General features: G+C 71.9%; 15 protein-coding genes. 10 read left to right on the plus strand and 5 right to left on the minus strand.

Going from position 1 to position 18458, the window contains the following annotated elements; all coding sequences use genetic code 11:
* Positions 1 to 235 precede the first annotated feature (235 nt).
* Together CLV68_RS13425 and CLV68_RS13430 are read right to left on the minus strand one after the other, a co-directional pair.
* Positions 236 to 1117 (minus strand): DUF4097 family beta strand repeat-containing protein, encoded by an 882-nt coding sequence (locus tag CLV68_RS13425; RefSeq protein WP_121390645.1) that lies wholly within the window; start codon positions 1115 to 1117, stop codon positions 236 to 238.
* Positions 1114 to 1614 (minus strand): toxin-antitoxin system HicB family antitoxin, encoded by a 501-nt coding sequence (locus CLV68_RS13430; RefSeq protein ID WP_121390646.1) that lies wholly within the window; start codon positions 1612 to 1614, stop codon positions 1114 to 1116. Before CLV68_RS13430 ends, CLV68_RS13425 begins: the two co-directional genes overlap by 4 nt.
* A 158-nt stretch (positions 1615 to 1772) precedes the next feature.
* Between CLV68_RS13430 and thyX the strand changes: the two genes are divergently transcribed.
* The 7 genes from thyX (at position 1773) to CLV68_RS13465 (ending at position 9167) form a co-directional block, all read left to right on the plus strand.
* Positions 1773 to 2525, plus strand: coding sequence for an FAD-dependent thymidylate synthase (gene thyX / locus CLV68_RS13435; RefSeq protein WP_121391175.1), 753 nt, complete (start codon positions 1773 to 1775; stop codon positions 2523 to 2525).
* A 3-nt stretch (positions 2526 to 2528) separates the two neighbouring features.
* Complete coding sequence (locus tag CLV68_RS13440) at positions 2529 to 2918, plus strand: ACT domain-containing protein (protein WP_121390647.1); 390 nt, start codon at positions 2529 to 2531, stop codon at positions 2916 to 2918.
* A 63-nt stretch (positions 2919 to 2981) separates the two neighbouring features.
* Entirely contained in the window at positions 2982 to 4448 is a 1467-nt protein-coding gene (locus tag CLV68_RS13445; RefSeq protein WP_246009795.1) for a serine/threonine-protein kinase, read from the plus strand.
* Positions 4449 to 4474: 26 nt separating this feature from the next.
* Positions 4475 to 5095: a TIGR03085 family metal-binding protein gene (locus CLV68_RS13450; protein ID WP_121390648.1), complete on the plus strand. Its 621-nt coding sequence runs from the start codon at positions 4475 to 4477 to the stop codon at positions 5093 to 5095.
* A 95-nt stretch (positions 5096 to 5190) separates the two neighbouring features.
* Complete coding sequence (dapA, locus tag CLV68_RS13455) at positions 5191 to 6204, plus strand: 4-hydroxy-tetrahydrodipicolinate synthase (RefSeq protein WP_121390649.1); 1014 nt, start codon at positions 5191 to 5193, stop codon at positions 6202 to 6204.
* A gap of 160 nt (positions 6205 to 6364) precedes the next feature.
* Entirely contained in the window at positions 6365 to 8065 is a 1701-nt protein-coding gene (locus CLV68_RS13460; RefSeq protein ID WP_121390650.1) for a ribonuclease J, read from the plus strand.
* Between the two features lie 88 nt (positions 8066 to 8153).
* A complete protein-coding gene (locus CLV68_RS13465) occupies positions 8154 to 9167 on the plus strand; it encodes a serine hydrolase (RefSeq protein ID WP_121390651.1) in 1014 nt (337 codons plus the stop codon).
* Positions 9168 to 9940: 773 nt separating this feature from the next.
* On the opposite strand, the gene CLV68_RS13475 is transcribed toward CLV68_RS13465, so the two are convergent.
* The 3 genes from CLV68_RS13475 to CLV68_RS13485 form a co-directional block, all read right to left on the minus strand.
* Positions 9941 to 12193, minus strand: a complete 2253-nt coding sequence (locus tag CLV68_RS13475; protein ID WP_121390653.1) for a SulP family inorganic anion transporter — start codon at positions 12191 to 12193, stop codon at positions 9941 to 9943.
* A gap of 214 nt (positions 12194 to 12407) precedes the next feature.
* Positions 12408 to 13373 (minus strand): EamA family transporter, encoded by a 966-nt coding sequence (locus tag CLV68_RS13480; RefSeq protein ID WP_246009796.1) that lies wholly within the window; start codon positions 13371 to 13373, stop codon positions 12408 to 12410.
* Positions 13374 to 13428: 55 nt separating this feature from the next.
* Complete coding sequence (locus CLV68_RS13485; protein ID WP_170224273.1) at positions 13429 to 14253, minus strand: lysophospholipid acyltransferase family protein; 825 nt, start codon at positions 14251 to 14253, stop codon at positions 13429 to 13431.
* A 492-nt stretch (positions 14254 to 14745) separates the two neighbouring features.
* On the opposite strand from CLV68_RS13485, the gene CLV68_RS13490 reads away from it, so the two are divergent.
* The 3 genes from CLV68_RS13490 to CLV68_RS13505 all read left to right on the plus strand — a co-directional run bounded on the left by CLV68_RS13490 (position 14746) and on the right by CLV68_RS13505 (position 18456).
* Positions 14746 to 17184: a DNA translocase FtsK gene (locus CLV68_RS13490; RefSeq protein ID WP_121390656.1), complete on the plus strand. Its 2439-nt coding sequence runs from the start codon at positions 14746 to 14748 to the stop codon at positions 17182 to 17184.
* 139 nt (positions 17185 to 17323) lie between these two features.
* Positions 17324 to 17956 (plus strand): DUF5684 domain-containing protein, encoded by a 633-nt coding sequence (locus CLV68_RS34715; protein WP_211346490.1) that lies wholly within the window; start codon positions 17324 to 17326, stop codon positions 17954 to 17956.
* Between the two features lie 77 nt (positions 17957 to 18033).
* Positions 18034 to 18456 carry a hypothetical protein gene (locus CLV68_RS13505; protein ID WP_170224004.1) on the plus strand — a complete coding sequence of 141 codons (423 nt, stop codon included), beginning with the start codon at positions 18034 to 18036 and terminating at the stop codon, positions 18454 to 18456.
* Positions 18457 to 18458 lie beyond the last annotated feature (2 nt).

Below are 18458 nucleotides of genomic sequence, written 5' to 3' on the forward strand. Positions count from 1 at the left end.
GCGTTGCCCTCCGCCGGGACCGCGCGTGAGGCTCCGGAGAGGCTGTCCCATAAGTGAAAGGCCGCTCCCGGACCTGAGGAGCCCGGGAGCGGCTGTGTGTCGGGAGCAGCGTGCGGTTGCTGGCTCGGCCAGCGCGATGCTCCCGCTGGGACCGCGCGCAAGGCTGCGGACAGGGCCGCCCCATCAGCAGGAAGCCGCTCCCGGACGAGGTGTCCGGGAGCGGCTGTGTGGGAGGTCAGTGCGAGGCGGCGGTGACGTGGGCTGAGCCGACGCCGGTTCGGGCGCGGATGCGTAGGGTTGGGGCTGCTTCCGGGGCGGTGCCCGACAGCGGTAGGTCGCTGCGGGCGTCTCCGGCGCCGGAGGAGACGTCGATTTCGGCGGGGCTGCCCTCGCGGATGCCGACGCGGAGGGCGCCGGAGCCGGTGGTCAGTTCGAGGGTGCCGCTGGTGGCGTCGGCGATGGTGATGTCGCCGGTGCCGCTGCGGACCGTCACGTCCGAGCTGACCGCGCCCAGCCAGACGTCCCCGCCCGCGGTGATCACGGTGGTAGGCCCACCGACCGCGGTCAGTTCTACCTCGCCGCGGCCGGTCCGAGCCTGGACCCCCGCGGGAGCGGGTCCGATCTTGACCGAGCCCGTGCCGCTGGTCGCCTGCACCGCGCCTGTCGCTTCCGCGATGTCGATGCTGCCCGTGCCGGTGGTGACGTCGACCTTGGCGGCGACCCCCGCGACCCGCACCGATCCCGCGCCGCTGCGGGCGGACACGACCGACCCGGCCCGGGCCCGCACGACCACCGCGATCGGGATCGCCCGCAGCTGCGGCTCCTTCGGGGAGCGCACGACCAGCCTGCCGCCGACCACCTCGACCCTGGTGCGGCGCACCGCCTCGGCCGCGGCGTCCTCGGGCTGCTTGGCCTCGCCGAACTGGGTGCTGAACCACGACACCAGGTTGGTGATGCCGTCCGCCCACGGGTTGGCGTCCTCCGGCGCGTGCCTGACCTCGACGTCGACGCCCTCCTCGTCGGTCAGCCGCACGTCGATCCGGCCGGACCCGGTGGCCACCGTGATCTCCACCGGGTCGGTGCCGGTGTCGAACTGCTCCATCCGCACGTCGCTCATCCCGCGTACCACCCCTGCACTCGGGAGGCGCCCTTGTCCGGCTCCCCCTGCTGGTCACTGTGCTTGCGGTGCCCGCTCAGGGCCCCCTGCAACGCCTGCTGCACGAAGGTGTTGAGCGACACCCCCTGCGAGGACGCCGCGCGCTCCGCCTTGGCCTTGAGCTCGTCGAACAGCCGCAGCGTCATCCGGCTCATGTCGCCGCCGAACTCGGACTTCGCCGCGCCCGGCTGCGGTGGTGGCTCGGCTTGCCCCCCGGTCGTCTTGGTCACCACGACCCGCACGTCCCGCCCGTCCAACCGCACCTCGACCACGTGGTCGGGCAGGTGCGCGGTCACCTCGGCGGCCAGGTCGGCCAACGCGTTCATGATCGCCAACCGCGCCGACGGCTCCAGTGCCGCCGCCAGCACGGCCGCCGACCGCCTCGTCGACTCGTCCCCCGCCGACGCCGTCGTGGTCAGGTCGTCGCGCAGGGTGGCGAGGTAGCTGCTCAGGTCCATGACACCACCATGACATCAGGTTCGACATCAGTCAACGCGGACTGTGGTGTCAGTTGATGTCACCCGCGCCACCGCCTCGTGCCAGCGGGAACGTTCGCCCGTTCGCCGACTACTGTTGCGCCCGGCAGGGCAGCAGGAGCCGACGTGAGGATGTGGACGTGACCGAGACGGTGTCGCCGAGGGTGCAGCTCATCGCCAAGACCGAGTTCTTCGCGCCGTCGGACGTGCCGTGGTCGACCGACGCCGACGGGGGTGAGGCGCTGGCCGAGTTCGCGGGGCGGGCGTGCTACCAGTCGTGGCGCAAGCCGAACCCGGCGACGGCGACCAACGCGGGCTACATCAAGCACATCATCGAGGTCGGCCACCTGTCGGTGCTCGAGCACGGCAGCGTGTCCTTCTACATCACCGGCATCTCCCGGTCGCTGACCCACGAGCTGATCCGGCACCGGCACTTCTCCTACTCGCAGCTCTCGCAGCGGTACGTGCCCGAGAAGTCGGCCGCCATGGTCGAGCCCGAGGCCATCGCGGGCGACCCGGAGCTGCACGCCAAGTTCCTCGCCGCCGCCCAGGCCGCGCAGGACGCCTACAACGAGCTGCTCGCGGGCCTGGAGCAGAAGTTCGCCGACGTGCCCAGCGCGACCCTGCGCAAGAAGCAGGCCCGCCAGGCCGCGCGCGCGATCCTGCCGAACGCGACCGAGACCCGCATCGTGGTCACCGGCAACTACCGCGCCTGGCGGCACTTCATCGCCATGCGCGCCACCGAGCACGCCGACGTGGAGATCCGCGCGCTGGCCGTCGAGTGCCTGCGCCAGTTGCAGAAGGCCGCGGGCAACGCGTTCGCCGACTTCACCATCTCCGCGCTGGCCGACGGGTCCGAGGTCGCCTCCAGCCCGCTCGTCGCCGAGGGCTGAGCCGTGCGGCGACTCGTCATCGACGTGGTCGCGGGGGACTACGCGGTGACCCGGTTCGACCCGGGCACCGCCGTCCCCGCCGACCTGCTCACCGCCACCGGCCTGGTGTCGGTCACCAGCACCCCTGACGAGGTCTCGGTCGTCGCCCCCGCCGCGGTGACCCCGGGCGGTGGCCGCACCGACCCCGGGTGGCGGCTGCTGACCGTGCGCGGCCCGCTGGAGTTCACCCTCACCGGGATCATGGCCTCCATCGCCGGATCGCTGGCCGCGGCCGGTGTGTCGCTGTTCGCGCTGTCCACGTTCGACACCGACCACGTGCTGGTGCACGATTCGGACCTCGACCGCGCGGTGGCCGCGCTGCGCGAGGCCGGTCACGACGTGCACACGAGTTGACCGGTTCGCACTCGCCCGCGCGGGTGGCCCACTAGGATTCGCGCGGCCAGAGGAGGTTTGCCGGTGTCGCAGGATCAGGGTCCCACCGTCGCGCACGGACCCCGGGTGGTGGCGGGTCGCTACGCGATCCTCAACGAACTCGGTCGCGGCGGCATGGGTGTGGTGTGGCTCGCCGAGGACCGCATGATCGGGCGACACGTGGCGATCAAGGAGTTGCACCTGCCCGACGGGGTGCCCGCCAGTGAGCGCGCGGTGTTCGAGGAGCGGGTGCTGCGCGAGGCGCGCACTGCGGGTCGACTCAACGACCCCGCCGTGGTCACGGTGTACGACGTGGTCCAGGAGTCCGGGGCCACCTACATCGTCATGGAGCTGATCCAGGCTCCGACGCTGTCGGACATCGTGCGCGAGCGCGGTCCGATGCCCGCGGAGCAGGTGGCCAAGCTGGCCGAGCAGTTGCTCTCGGCGCTTGAGGCCGCGCACCAGGCCGGGATCGTGCACCGCGACGTGAAGCCGAGCAACATCATGCTCGCGGCCAACGGTCGGGCGAAGCTCACCGACTTCGGCATCGCGCAGTCGCTCGACGACCCGAGGCTGACCAGCAGCGGCATCCTCATCGGCTCGCCCACCTACATGGCACCGGAGCGCATCCGCGGCGAGGAGGCGGGCGCCGGGTCGGACCTGTGGGCGCTGGGCGCGGTGCTGTTCTACGCGATCGAGGGCTACAACCCGTTCGAGCGGCCGACCACGGCGGCGACCATGCACGCGATCCTCGCCGACGTCCCGCACCTGACCAGGGCGCAGGGCGCGCTGGCCTCGGTGATCAGCGGCCTGATGATCGGCACCCCCGCGGCCAGGCTCACCGCGGCCCAGGTGCGCGGCCTGCTCACGCACGTCCCGACCGGCCCGCCGACCGGACCCACCATGATCACCGGCGGCACCGCGTACTTCCCGCACCAGAACCCCACCGGCGTCGTGCAGGCGCCGCCGCCCGCCAAGCCGCGGACCAAGCTGCTCGCCGTCGGCGCGGCGGTCGCGGTCGTGGCGGGCGCCGTCGGCGGCTTCTTCCTGAGCCAGGCGATCAACGCCCCCGCCGACAGCGAGCAGACCGTCGCGATCCAGAAGTTCAGCTACGGCGACTCGGGCGACTTCCCGGAGTTCACGATCTCGGACGGCTACTGCAACAACAGCCTGTTGCAGAAGGGCACGGCCTTCGACTCCTACGACGACTGCAAGAAGCCGTTCCAGATCCAGGTCTTCGCCACCCTGGAGCCCGCGAGCACCTCGGCGCCGTGGACCTACCGCAAGTCGGAGCTGGAGGCGCTCGGCGAGTCCTATTGCGGCTGGTCCTTCAGCACGGAGCGGGTGAAGAGCGACATCAAGGCCCAGCTCACCTACGCGGTGGTGGTACCGACGCAGCAGACCTGGGACGCCAAGGACTCGTCCACCGGGCGCGACCACACGATCCACTGCGTCCTGGTCCGCAAGGACAAGGCGAAGATCACCGACAGCCAGGTCGAGTCGCCGTCCTGACCGCTACCACTCGGTAGGGTGGGGTCATGGGTGTCGCCAGGGACGAACGCGCGCAGCTGAGCAGCTTGTTCACCGAGGTCGGGCCGGACGTGCCGACGCTGTGCGCGGGGTGGACCAGCCGCGACCTCGCCGCGCACCTGGTCGTGCGGGAGCGGCGGCTCGACGCGGCACCGGGCATCCTGATCAAGGCGCTGGCCGGGTACACCGAGCGTGTCCAGCGCTCTTACACCGCTCGACCCTGGTCGGAACTGGTCGAGTTGGTCCGCACGGGCCCGCCTGCGCTGTCGCCGTTCCGGCTGGTCGACGAGCAGGTCAACACCACCGAGTACTTCATCCACCACGAGGACGTCCGCCGCGCGGCCCCCGACTGGGAACCGCGCCCGGCCGACCCGCGCCGCGACAACGCCCTGTGGGTCGCGCTCGGCCGCACCGCCAAGTTCTACTACCGGCGCAGCCCGGTCGGCATCGTGCTGCGCACGCCGGACGGCCGCGCCATCACCGCCCGCCCCGGTCCCGACCCCGTCACCATCACCGGCGAACCGGGCGAGCTGCTCCTGGATGCCTTCGGCAGGGCCAAGACCAGGATCGACCACACCGGACCACAGGACGCCGTCGCGACCGTCCGATCGGTGCGCAGGGGTCTCTGACCGCGGGTCCGCGCGGTTGTCCACAACCCCCCGAACCGTGCACAAGATGGCAGTGGTAGAAGTCACCCCCGTTGCCAGCGGGTAGCGTCTTGCCCATGACCGCATGCCCCACCGCCGCACCCGGACGGCCCTTCGGCCGGGTGCTGACCGCCATGGCGACCCCGTTCGCCGCAGACGGGACGCTCGACCTCGACCGCGCCCAGGCCCTCGCCGAGCACCTCGTCGAGCTGGGCAACGACGGACTGGTGGTCAACGGCACCACCGGCGAGTCGCCGACCACGACCGACCAGGAGAAGTCCGACCTGGTCCGCGCCGTGGTCGAGGCGGTCGGCCACCGGGCGACGGTGATCGGCTCGGTCGGCACCTACGACACCGCGCACACCGTGGCGCTGGCCCGCGAGGCCGAGAAGGCGGGCGCCCACGGCCTGCTCGTGGTCACCCCGTACTACTCGCGGCCACCTCAGGCCGGTCTGATCGCGCACTTCACCGCCGCCGCCGACGCGACGCCGCTGCCGGTGATGCTCTACGACATCCCGCCGCGCTCGGTCGTCCCGATCGAGGTCGACACCCTGCGCAGGCTGGCCGAGCACCCGCGCATCGCCGCGGTCAAGGACGCCAAGGGCGACCTGCTAGCGGGCAGCCAGGTCATCGCCAGCACCGACCTGGCCTACTACTCCGGCGACGACGCGCTGAACCTGCCGTGGCTGTCCATCGGCGGCGTCGGCTTCGTCAGCGTCATCGGCCACGTCTCGGCCGGGCGGCTGCGGTCCATGTTGGACGCCTACGAGACCGGCGACGTGAGCACCGCCCGCGGCGTCCACAACGGACTGCTGCCGGTGCTGCGCGCGTTCAGCCGGGTCGGCGGCGTCGTGTTCAGCAAGGCCGCGCTGCGGTTGCGCGGGCACGACGCGGGCGACCCGAGGTTGCCGCTGCCGCCCGCCACCCCCGAGCAGCTCGAGGCCATCGGCGCCGACCTCGCCGAGGCCGGTGTCCCGCTCGCGCAGACCCCCGCCTCGCACGTGGCCAGCGCCAGGGTCGCGCACGCCGACGCGAACGCCGCCTACATCGCGACCACCACGCACACCAGCACCGGGACGGTGCGCCAGTGACCTGTTCCCCGGGCACCCGCCCACCGGGCACCCCAGCCGCGGGGGTCCGTACGTCCGGCGCCGCGGCGCCGGGTCCACGTTCTCCGGGTGCCCGCCCCCTCGACACGCGCCTGCTCGACACGCACCCCCTCGACAGGACGGAAGGCCGGGTGAGCGCCCAGTGAGCCAACCCCCCAAGTCGGGCAAGTGGCCGACCAACCCGCCCCCCGCCCTGCCGGAAGGCGGCCTGCGGGTCGTCGCGCTGGGCGGCATCGGCGAGGTCGGCCGGAACATGACCGTCTTCGAGCACGCGGGCCGACTGCTCATCGTCGACTGCGGCGTGCTGTTCCCCGAGGACCAGCAGCCCGGCGTCGACCTGATCCTGCCCGACTTCCGGCCGATCGAGTCCCGGCTGCACGAGATCGACGCGCTGGTGCTCACCCACGGCCACGAGGACCACATCGGCGCGGTCCCGTTCCTGCTGCGGCTGCGCCCCGACCTGCCGGTCGTCGGCTCCCGGTTCACCCTCGCGCTGGTCGCCGCCAAGTGCAAGGAGCACCGGCTCGACCCCAGGCTGCGCGAGGTCACCGAGGGCGAGAAGATCAGCTACGGCGAGTTCGACCTGGAGTTCTTCGCGGTCAACCACTCGATCCCGGACGCGCTCGCGGTGGCCATCCGCACCCCGGCGGGCATCGTGCTGCACACCGGCGACATCAAGCTCGACCAGCTCCCGCTCGACGGCAGGCTCACCGACCTGGCCGGGTTCTCCCGCCTCGGCGACGAGGGTGTCGACCTGTTCCTGGTCGACTCCACCAACGCCGAGGTCCCCGGGTTCGTCATCTCCGAGCGCGAGATCGGCCCGGTCATCGACGGGGTCATCGCCCGCGCCGACCAGCGGGTCATCGTCGCCTGCTTCGCCAGCCACGTGCACCGGGTGCAGCAGGTGCTCGACGTCGCCGTCGCGCACGACCGCCGGGTCGCCCTGGTCGGCCGCTCGATGGTGCGCAACATGGGCATCGCCGCCGACCTGGGGCTGCTGTCGGTGCCACCGGGGCTGCTGGTCAACCTCGACGAGGCGATGGCCATGCCCGAGGACCAGGTGCTGTTCGTGTCCACCGGGTCGCAGGGTGAGCCGCTCTCGGCGCTGTCGCGGATGGCGCGCGGCGAGCACCGGCAGATCTCCATCCGGCCCGGCGACACCGTCATCCTGGCCAGCTCGCTGATCCCCGGCAACGAGAACGCGGTGTTCGGCGTGGTCAACGGCCTGGTCCGGCTCGGCGCGCACGTGGTGCACCAGGGCAACGCCAAGGTCCACGTGTCCGGGCACGCCCCGGCCGGTGAGCTGCTGTTCCTCTACAACGCGGTCCGCCCGAGCAACGTCATGCCGGTGCACGGCGAGTGGCGGCACCTGCGCGCCAACGCCGAACTCGCGGTCAAGACCGGGGTGCCCGCCGACCACGTGGTCATCGCCGAGGACGGCGTGGTGGTCGACCTGGTCGACGGGCGCGCCGCGATCACCGGGCGGGTCGAGGTCGGCCACGTCTACGTCGACGGCCTCTCGGTCGGCGACGTCGGCGAGTCGACGCTGTCGGACCGGCTGGTGCTCGGCGAGGGCGGCTTCATCGCGATCACCGTGGTCGTCGACTCGACCACCGGGCGCGCGGTGTCGGTCCCCACGGTGTCCGGCCGCGGCTTCTCCGACGACCCCAAGGCGCTCGACGGGGTGCTGTCGCTGGTGGAGATGGAGCTCTCGCACACCGAGTCCGAGGGCATCACCGACACCCACCGCATCGCCCAGTCGGTGCGCCGGGTGGTGGGCCGCTGGGTGGCCGACACCTACCGCAGGCGGCCGATGATCGTCCCCACCGTCATCCCGGTCTGATCTGCCGGTCCGGTGGGCTCGCCGGGCCCGCCGTGGCAGGCTCGAACGGGCGCGGGCAGCACGGCCCGCGCCCGGTCGAGGGGGAGCCATGACGACAGGGGTGAACCGGCGCGCGGCGCTCGGGTTGGGCGCGGCCGCGGTGCTGGGGACGGGTCTCCCGGCTGCTGTTGTTCCCGGGAAGGCGTCTGCTGCTACCGGGCTGGCGCCTGCTGTTCCCGAGCGGGGGCCTGCCGCTCCTGCTGCCGGTCGCACGCCTGGCGAGCGGATCCAGCGGCGCTACCGCGCGGAGACGGTGCGGGCGGGCGGCGCGTGGCAGGCGTTGATCAGCCACCTCGGGCAGCCGGTGGTGGCCTCGCACGCCGACGACCTCGTCGAGGCGTACAGCGTCAACAAGGTCGCGGTGGCGGTCGCGGTGCTGGACAAGGTCGACCGGGGGCAGGCGTCGCTGGCGCAGCGCCTTGAGGTCACCGCCGAGATCGTGAACCACGCCGGTGACGGCATCTTCCCGCTCGACGGCGCATACCCGAGTTCGGTGACCCTCGGGCACGCGTTGGCGCTGCTGCTGTCGGTGTCCGACGACACGGCGAACCGGTTGGCGGGCCTGGTGACGCCGACGGTCGAGGTCAACCAGACGTTGGTGGCCAAGGGTTTCCCGCGCACGCAGGTGTCACCCTCGGCGAACCCGAACCGCTTCTACCTCGGCAAGACGACCCCGCGCGAGACCCACGACCTGTTCAACGCCCTGGCCGCGGGCCGCCTGCTGTCGGCGTCGTCCACCGAGTTCGTGCTCAAGGTCCTGCGCTCCCAAGCCGCCCACACCGACGGCATCCGCCGCGACCTCTCCTCCGACGAACGCGCCCGCGTCGCCACCAAGGCAGGCTGGTTCACCAACGGCCGCAACGAAGCAGGCATCGTCTTCGACGCCACCGGCGCCCCCACCCTCACCTACGCCCTCTTCTCCCAAGGCGCGGGCGACCCCACCGACTTCGGCGGCACCAACGCCGCCATCCAAGCCCGAGTAGCCCTGGGCCGCCTCTTCGTCGACATCGTGGGCCCCGGCACGTCTCGAACCCCGGCCTACACCCCGACCAACGGCGGCTGACTCTGGTCCATTGTGGACTGTCGCCCCGCTTCTCGGGCGCTGGTTGATCTCCAGCCGCACGACTTGCGCCCGCCGCGCTGTTCTGGCGGCCTGTGCATGCCTCTGACCAGGCGCTTCTTGTGTTGGAGGGCGCCGATGTTCACCCGGTTCAGCGACAGAAGTTATCCACATGTGGATCTTCGGCGGCCTGTGTGAAGATCGTTTGTCGGGGGGTGCCGATAGACTGGCACTGGGACGCCCCCCGGAGTGGGTGGGGGCTGGGGCAGGACTGGCACGCGCGCGCGAGGCCGGCGTCGTGGGAGCGTGGGGCCAGGGCCAGGGCCAGGGCCAGGGCCAGGGCCAGGGCCAGGGCCAGGGCCAGGGCCGAGGTGTGGGGTGTGGGGTGTGGGGTGTGGGGTGTGGGGCCGGTGTGGGAGGCCAGTGCGGTCGGCTTCGGGTGTGGGATTCGGTGGCGTTGCTGGTGATTCGGGGGCGCTGCGGCGGGTTTGCCTGGGATGGGCTGGAGACAGGTGGGCCGCGCTGTCGTGGCTTTGCGGGGCTGCGGCGGGGCTGAAGGTACTTGGCTCGGGATGCGTGCCGGGGCTTCCGGAAGGCTCGGCTGCCGTGTAAATGCGTTGGCTCGGCGCGCGGAGTCTCGGCGGGCATTGGACTCTGGCGGTGCACGAGCCGAGCACGGCGGGCCTTGTGGGTGTCGTGCGGAGGTGGTGGCGCGGCTGTAGGTGGGCCAGGCCCGGGGTGGGGTGCCCCGGGCCTGGTGGTGTGCGGTGGGGTGATCAGCCGGTGAGGGCGGTGTCGGCCAGGGGGGTGAGGCGGTCGTTGTCGAGCATCAGCAGGGCGCCGGAGGGGATGTCGAAGAAGAGGCCGACCAGGCGGATGTCGCTGGCGGCTACCTCGGGGATGGTGCGGAGCTTCTCCAGTTGCACGGCCACGTTCACCATCGCCAGTCGGTCCACTTCGGACCAGCCCGCCTCGGCGGCGTGGTCGGCGATGGGGTGCCCGGCGCGCAGGGCGGTCAGGCTCGGCTCGCCCCAGCGCAGCCACTGGCGCATGGGGTCGCCCTCGGGCATGGCGCGCCGGTCGGCGAGCAGGGCGGCCATGCCGCCGCAGCCGGAGTGGCCGCAGACGACCAGGGTCGGCACCCGCAGGGCGCGCACCGCGTAGAGCACCCCCGCGTGCACCGACTGGTCGCCGACGGGGCCGGGGTCGGGCACCAGGTTGCCCACGTTGCGGATGGTGAACAGGTCACCCGGGCCGGACGCGGTGATCACGTTCGGCACGATGCGCGAGTCGGCGCAGGTCAGGAACACCGCGTGCGGCTGCTGGGATCCGGCGAGCTTGCGCAGGTGCGGGCGCAGCGCGGGCGCCCCCGTCCGCCGGTACTCCTGGGCGCCGGTCACCAGCGGCCGCAGCACGTGGTCGTCGACCGAGCGCTGCGTCGGGATCAGCGGGCGCTCCTCGTGCTCGGTGACCTGCCAGTGCGACCACGGCGAGAACCACCTCGGCAGGGCGCTCCTGTCGCGCGGGATGTCGCCGATCTCGTCGACGGCGACCGTGCCGCCGGTGCCCTCGTGCTGGCGCTGCCAGGCTGAGAGGTGCTCGTACGCCGCGTGGTCGAGGTAGTCGACGACCAGTTCCAGGTGCACCGCGCTGCCGTCGGGGACCTGGGTCAGCACCCGGGAGAGCCGGGGCACCGACAGGAAGCTCAGCGTGCCCTCGACGATCACCGCGCACAGCGGCCTGCCGTCCTCGTCGGTCTCGTCGCCGGTGCGCACCCGCACCCTGGCCCACACGACCCGGCGGACCATGCCCAGCAGCGACACCGCGAGCCCGATCAGCACGCCCTGCAACAGGTCCAGCAGCACCACCCCGGCCAACGTGACCAGGTAGACGTGCAGGTCACCGTGCTTGCGCGCGACGGCGACATCGGCGGGCCGCACCAGCTTCACGCCCATGACGATCAGCAGACCGGCCAGCGCGGCCAGCGGCACCTGCTCGACCAGCCCCACCAGCAGCACGGTGAACAGCAGCACCCAGATCCCGTGCAGCACGGCGGAAGCCCTGGTCCGAGCACCCGCGCGGACGTTGGTGGAACTGCGCACGATCACGCCCGTCACCGGCAGGCCGCCGAGCAGCCCGGAGGCCATGTTGGCGCTGCCCTGCCCGATCAGCTCCCGGTTCAGGTCGCTGCGGTGGCCGGTGGCCAGCTTGTCGACCGACACCGCCGAGAGCAGGCTCTCCACGCTCGCGATGATCGTCATGGTCGCCACGCCCACAGCGAAGGCGAACCACTCGCCGTCCGGCAGTCGCGGCAGGTGGATCGCCGAGAGCGGGTCATCCGGCAGCGACACCCGCGCCACGGTGAGCGCCAGCAGCAGGCTCGCCCCGGTCACCAGCACGATCGCCACCAGCGGACCGGGCACCCCGCGCAGCCTGGCAGGCATCCTCGGCCACAGCACCAGCATCCCGATGACCAGTAACCCCGTGGCGGCCGCGGCCGGGTCCAGCCCCGCGACGGCGGCGGGCAGGTCGCGCACGTTCTCCCAGGCGGACGCCTCCGCCGCGCCGCCCGTGAGGACGTGCAGCTGGCCGAGGACGATGGTCACGCCGATGCCCGCGAGCATGGCGTTGACGACGGTGGGGGAGATGGCGAGCGCGGCGCGGCCGATCCGGCAGGCGCCGAGCACGACTTGCAGCACACCGGCGAGCACGGTGATCGCGCAGGTGACGGCCCAGCCGAACTGGGTGATCAGCCCGGCGACGACCACGGTCAGGCCCGCGGCCGGGCCGCTGACCTGCAGGGGGGACCCCCCGAGTGATCCGGCGACGATCCCGCCGATGACGGCGGCGATGAGCCCGGCCATGACCGGGGCGCCGGAGGCGGCGGCGATGCCGACGGAGAGGGGGATGGCGACGAGGAAGACGACGAGCGAGGCGGAGAGGTCGAAGCGGGCGTCGTGGCGCAACCAGCGCCTGGCCGCCGCCGTTGGCGGCGCGTGCGCCGGACCGCTCGGGCGTAGCTGGCCCATGGCGGAACCTCCTGTGTGTCAGGTGAGATGTCGGATGTCATCGCAGGTCGGGTGATCCAGGCCGGGAGTCCCGGCCCTGGTGAGCACATGGTGACCGATCGACCACGATGTGTCGCGTCCGTCAGGTAAACGACCCTTTACCTTTCTCGGTTCCGGTGACGGCGTGACAGGGACGACATTCACTCGACAGAGTGGTTCTGACGTGACCGCGGTCTCATTTGGTGGGCAATGGTTCTGCTGGTGTGACAGGGGTGCGGGTGGCCAGTTGGACCAGCAGCGCCCCGCCCAGCAGCACGACCATGCCCGCGATCTGCACCGGTTCCAGGACCTCGCCGAGCAGCAACCAGGCCAGCAGCGTGGCCACGACCGGCTCCGAGAGCGCGAGCACGCTGGCCACCTGCGAGGGCAGGTCGCGCAGAGAAGTGGTGCTCAGGGCGTACGCGATGGCCGTGCTCACCGCGGCGACGGTCACCAGCAGCACCCAGATCGGCAGTTCCGCGCCGCCGAGCCGGGCGGGCGCGCCGAGCCGGTCGAGCGGCATCTCCCACGGCGGCGCGAGGACGAACAGCCCCGCCGCGCCCACGGCCATCCCCCAGGTGACCATCCCGATCGGGTGTTGCTCGCCCGCACCCTTCTCGCCGAGCAGGTAGTAGCCCGCCGAGCACAGCGCCGCGCCCACACCCGCGAGCAGCCCCACGGCGTCGAGCGCCAGCCCGGACCACACCTGCGAGACCAGCGCCAGCCCGCCGAGCGCGAGCCCGGTGCCCAGCCACGACAACGCGGGCAGCCGCACCCGCCGCACGAACCGCACCCACAGCGCGACCAGCACCGGCGAGGTGTACTCCAGCAGCATCGCCACCCCGACCGGCAGCCGGGAGACGGCGAGGAAGAACAGGAACTGCACCGCGGCGACCCCGATGAGCCCGTAGGCGACCACGACCCGCCAGTGCTCCCGGCGGACCCGCAGGACGCTCGGTCGCACCACCGCGACCCCGACCAGCAGCATCAGCGCCGCCAGGCCCGCCCGCGCGCTGGCCACCTGCTCCGGGGCGAACCCGGCCTGCATCACCGGCTTGGCCAACGGGCCGGAACTGGCGAACGCGGTCGACGCCACGAGGATGAACAGCGTGCCCCTCGCGCGGTGGGACTCGCTGACCGGTGTGGACGTCTCGGTGGTCACGGCGAGCAGTGTGTCCGAAGTCGACGGCCAGTGGTAGGACGTTTCCTGCCAGTACCTACGGTCGCCAGGGGCTCGTCGAGTCGCACGGCCGGGTCGGGTCGTGGAACGCGGGCTCGTCGAGCTGGTCCGCGCGCAACGGCGCCAGGTCGGCGGTGATCTGCCGCATGATCCGCGCGTGCGCCCGCACCGCGTCGCCGGTCTTGGCGGCCGACAGGTCCGACAGGTCGACCACCCCGCCGAAGTGCACCTTGAACACCGGCCGCCTGCGCACCGCCCGGAAGAACGAGGTCACCAGCGGCTTGACGTCGGCGGGCCCGGTGACCACCTCGGTGCCCCAGCAGACCGCCTCGTGCGCGCCCCACTGGCTGATGGTCAGCACCGGCACGTCACCGTGCAGCGCCATCCGCGCCGCCCCGGTCTTGCCGCGCTCCGGCCACAGCCCCGGCTCCCGGCTGACCCGGCCCTCGGGGTAGAGCAGCAGCGGCACGCTCGCCGTGGTCAGCACCTCGGTGGCCCGCCCGAACACGTCGGCGATGTTCGCCTTGCCCCGGTCGACCCGCAGGTGACCGGCCTTGCGCAGGAAGTACCCGAGCACCGGCGCGTCCAACAGCCCCGCGGTCAGCATGAACCGCGGCAGCACCCCCACCTTGCGCAACGCCGCGATCAGCACGAACGGGTCGAACATCCCGATGTGGTTCGCCGCCACCAGCACCGGCCTGCCCCGCAGGTGCGCCGGGAACTCCCCGCTGATCTCGATCCGCCCCACCGACCGCACCAGCGCGTGGTCGATCGCGCACATCACCCGCCACACCGGCGGGGTCTGCCCGGACCCACCCGGGGAGCGCGGCAGACGGGACTCGGGGCTGCGCAACGCGGACATGCGCGTGAGCATCGCACGCGCCGGTACGGGCCCGATCCGAGGGATGGCAGCTGTCCCGCGGGCTGGTCGGTGTGGCAGCGCCTTGTTTGGGACGGCTTGCGGTGGTTGGGCTGGTTGATGTGGCTGCGCGAGCAGGAGCAGCTTGCCCGCTTGTTGGTGCGGGCAACCCGCGCCGGGGTGATCGGTGTGGACTCTCGGGTCGGTGCAGCTTGCCCGTTGGTGCGAGCATCCTGTGGCGGGGTGGTCGGTGTGGCTGCGTGAACAGGGGCGGCTTGCCCGCTGGTTGGTGCGAGCATCCCGTGGCGAGGCGTCGGTGTGGCAGCGTGAACAGGGGCGGCTTGCCCGCTGGTTGGTGCGAGCATCCCGTGGCGAGGCGTCGGTGTGGCAGCGTGAACAGGGGCGGCTTGCCCGCTGATTGGTGCGAGCATCCCGTGGCGAGGCGTCGGTGTGGCAGCGCGAACCGGGGCGGCTCGCCCACTACCGTGTGATCTCATGGCGAGCCGGACGACGACTTCGAAGGGTGGGGGCAAGGGTGGGGCGCGCAAGCCCGCTGCCTCGCGCGCGCCTGCCAGGCGGACTTCGGCGCGCAAGCCCCCGCCGCCGCCGACCAAGGGTGTGCTGGCCTCGGCTTGGGGGTTGTTGGCCAAGGGTGTCGGGTCGATCGTGCGGGCGCTCGGGCGGACCAAGGAGCTCGACCCGGCGCACCGGCGTGATGGTGTGGGGTTCGCGCTGGTGGCGCTCGGGGTGATCCTGGGTGCCGCGGTGTGGTGGCAGGTCGGCAAGGTCGGCGGGTACCTCGAGGACGGTGTCCGGACCGTGCTCGGCGCGATGACCGTGGGGATGCCGCTGGCGCTGTTCGTGCTCGGTGTCACGCTCATGCGCACCGATCCGCAGCCGGAGAAGCGCCCCCGCTACACCGTCGGCACGTTGCTGGTGGTGCTCGCCCTGCTCGGTGTGCTGCACATCTTCGCTGGCCTGCCCGCCGACAACGACGGTCGGATGTTCGCCGGTGGCGCGCTGGGCTACCTCTCCGGCGGGCTGCTCGCCAAGGGCGTCACCGCCTGGGTCGCGGTGCCGGTGCTGTTCCTGCTGCTCGGTTTCGGCGTGCTGGTGTTCACCGGTACCCGCATCCGCGACGTCCCGGCCCGCATCCGTGATCTCGGCCGCGACCCGGAGGAGACCGGTGCGGCCGCCGACCTGTTCGCCGACGAGCCGGACCTGACCGCCGAGCCGCCGCTGAAGCCGCGCAAGTCGCCCCGGCGCAAAGCCGCCCCGGCCGACGAGGACGCCGCCGACCAGCCGCCGCTGCCGCTGGACGAGCCCGCGCCGACCAGGGCGCCGCGCAAGCGCCCGGTCGAGGTCAAGGAGACCCCGCAGGTCACCGAGCCCAAGCCCGCCACCGACGCCATCACGGTCACCCGGGTCGTCGACGGCGACTACCAGCTGCCCAAGCCGGACCTGCTGGTCGCTGGCGACGCCCCCAAGGCGCGCAGCAAGGCCAACGACACGATGATCGAGGCCATCTCCGGGGTGCTCGACCAGTTCTCCATCGACGCCCAGGTCACCGGCTTCACCCGCGGCCCGACGGTCACCCGCTACGAGGTCGAGCTCGGCCCGGGCGTGAAGGTCGAGAAGATCACCGCGCTGACCAAGAACATCGCCTACGCGGTGGCCACCGACAACGTCCGGCTGCTCGCCCCCATCCCCGGCAAGTCCGCGGTGGGCATCGAGGTGCCCAACGCCGACCGGGAGATGGTCCGCCTCGGCGACGTGCTGCGCTCGAGCACCGCGATCAAGGACAGCCACCCCATGGTGGTGGGCCTCGGCAAGGACATCGAGGGTCATATGATCACCGCGAACCTGGCCAAGATGCCGCACCTGCTGTGCGCGGGCTCCACCGGCTCCGGCAAGTCCAGCTTCGTCAACTCGATGCTGGTGTCGCTGCTGGCCAGGGCCACCCCGGACGAGGTCAGGATGATCCTGATCGACCCGAAGATGGTCGAGCTGACCCCGTACGAGGGCATCCCGCACCTGATCACCCCCATCATCACCCAGCCGAAGAAGGCGGCGGCGGCGCTGACCTGGCTGGTGGAGGAGATGGAGCAGCGCTACCAGGACATGCAGGCCAACCGGGTGCGCCACATCGACGACTTCAACAAGAAGGTGAAGTCCGGTGAGATCGCCGCGCCGCCGGGCAGCGAGCGCGAGTACCGGCCCTACCCCTACATCCTGGCCATCGTCGACGAGCTCGCCGACCTCATGATGACCGCGCCGCGCGACGTCGAGGACGCCATCGTGCGGATCACCCAGAAGGCGCGCGCCGCGGGCATCCACCTGGTGCTGGCCACCCAGCGGCCGTCGGTGGACGTGGTGACCGGCCTGATCAAGACCAACGTGCCGTCCCGGCTGGCGTTCGCCACCTCGTCGCTGACCGACTCCCGGGTCATCCTGGACCAGCCGGGCGCGGAGAAGCTGATCGGCATGGGCGACGGCCTGTACCTGCCGATGGGCGCGGCCAAGCCGGTCCGGGTGCAGGGCGCCTACGTCAGCGACGAGGAGATCGCCGAGATCGTGGCGTTCACCAAGGAGCAGGCGCAGCCCGACTACACCGCCGGGGTCACCGCGGCCAAGGCGGGCGAGGCGCGCGAGATCGACCCGGACATCGGCGACGACCTGGAGCTGCTGGTGCAGGCCACCGAGCTGATCGTCACCTCCCAGTTCGGCTCGACCTCGATGCTGCAGCGCAAGCTGCGGGTCGGCTTCGCCAAGGCCGGGCGGCTGATGGACCTGCTGGAGTCGCGCGGGGTGGTCGGCCCGTCGGAGGGCTCGAAGGCCCGCGACGTGCTGATCAAGCCCGACGAGCTGGAGAACGTGCTGTGGACGATCCGCGGCGGTCCGGCGGCCGATTCGGGAACCGAGGACGACGAATGACTCGGACCGAGGTCCCTTTGGTCTCGAACCGCTAACGACGGCCCCGATCGGCAGCGCGGGACGACCGGGTCGGCCACGGTACCTCCGGATGATTGTGCGCGCCCGGATCCCGGGCGCGATCTAGGGAGGACCCAGCAGCGTGGACCCGTACGACTCCGTCTACACCACCCCCAGCGCGCCGACCGGGGTGATCGTCACCTTCGCCCTCATCGGCGCGGCCATCGCGCTGGTGGGGATCATCGCGATGTGGAAGCTGTTCACCAAGGCGGGGCAACCCGGCTGGGCGGCCATCGTCCCGTTCTACAACTACTACGTCATGCTCAAGATCGTCGGGCGCCCCGGCTGGTGGTTGGTGCTGGCGTTCGTCCCGTTCGTCAACATCATCATCGGCATCATCGTGCTGATCGACCTGGCGAAGGCGTTCGGCAAGGGCACCGGGTTCGGCGTGCTGCTGATCTTCTTCAGCTTCATCGGCCTGCTGGTCCTGGCCTTCGGTGACGCGCGCTACGTCGGCCCGGTCGCCGACCCGCAGGCGATGGCCAACCGCGGTGGCGGCTACGGCGGTGGCGGCTACCCGCAGCAGGGCTACCAGCAGCCCGGCTACCCGCAGCAGCAGGGCTATCCCCAGCAGGGCGGTTACCCGCAGCAGCAGGGTTACCCGCAGCAGGGCGGCTACCCCCAGCAAGGCGGTTACCCGCAGCAGCAGCAGTACCCGCCGCAGGGCGGCAACCCCCAGCAGGGCGGTTACCCGCAGCAGCCCTACGGCGGCTGATCTCCCGCCACGTGCAACCCCCACCCTCGCCCGTACCGTCCAGTGGGCGAGGGTGAGGAGTGGCGATGAGGATGAGTGTGATCACGAAGTTACTGGTGGCCGCGGGTGTGCTGGTCGCGATGACCGCGTGCGCCAAGGCAGGCGGCGGGGCCACCCCCGGCGGCGGCGGACCCGGCCCCGGCACGCCGCAGCCGACGGTGCAGACCGGTCCGCCGCTGGACCAGGAGTTCGACATCGAGCGCGGCAAGTCGACCGTGCTGTCGGACTCCGACGTGCTGATCGCCTTCCGCGAGGTCTCCCAGGACAGCCGGTGCAAACCCGGCCAGGCGTGCGTCTGGGAGGGTGACGCCACCCTGGAGCTGACCCTGGCGGGGTCGGCGGTCCAGGTGCACACCAACAAGCAGTTCCCGATGACGGCCGAGGCCGGTGGCTACAAGGTCAGCCTCGTCAAGCTCGACGTGCCCGGCGTGGTCGCCACGCTGGTGGTCCACAAGGTGTGAGG

This window comes from Actinokineospora cianjurensis (assembly GCF_003663795.1).
GTDB lineage: Bacteria > Actinomycetota > Actinomycetes > Mycobacteriales > Pseudonocardiaceae > Actinokineospora > Actinokineospora terrae.

Excerpts from the sequence above, each read along its gene's own strand:
- CLV68_RS13425 (WP_121390645.1), bottom strand. The coding sequence starts at position 1,117 with ATGAGCGACGTGCGGATGGAGCAGTTCGACACCGGCACCGACCCGGTG.
- CLV68_RS13430 (WP_121390646.1), bottom strand. The coding sequence starts at position 1,614 with ATGGACCTGAGCAGCTACCTCGCCACCCTGCGCGACGACCTGACCACG.
- CLV68_RS13450 (WP_121390648.1), top strand. The coding sequence starts at position 4,475 with ATGGGTGTCGCCAGGGACGAACGCGCGCAGCTGAGCAGCTTGTTCACC.
- dapA (WP_121390649.1), top strand. The coding sequence starts at position 5,191 with ATGACCGCATGCCCCACCGCCGCACCCGGACGGCCCTTCGGCCGGGTG.
- CLV68_RS13465 (WP_121390651.1), top strand. The coding sequence starts at position 8,154 with ATGACGACAGGGGTGAACCGGCGCGCGGCGCTCGGGTTGGGCGCGGCC.
- CLV68_RS13475 (WP_121390653.1), bottom strand. The coding sequence starts at position 12,193 with ATGGGCCAGCTACGCCCGAGCGGTCCGGCGCACGCGCCGCCAACGGCG.
- CLV68_RS13485 (WP_170224273.1), bottom strand. The coding sequence starts at position 14,253 with ATGTCCGCGTTGCGCAGCCCCGAGTCCCGTCTGCCGCGCTCCCCGGGT.
- CLV68_RS13490 (WP_121390656.1), top strand. The coding sequence starts at position 14,746 with ATGGCGAGCCGGACGACGACTTCGAAGGGTGGGGGCAAGGGTGGGGCG.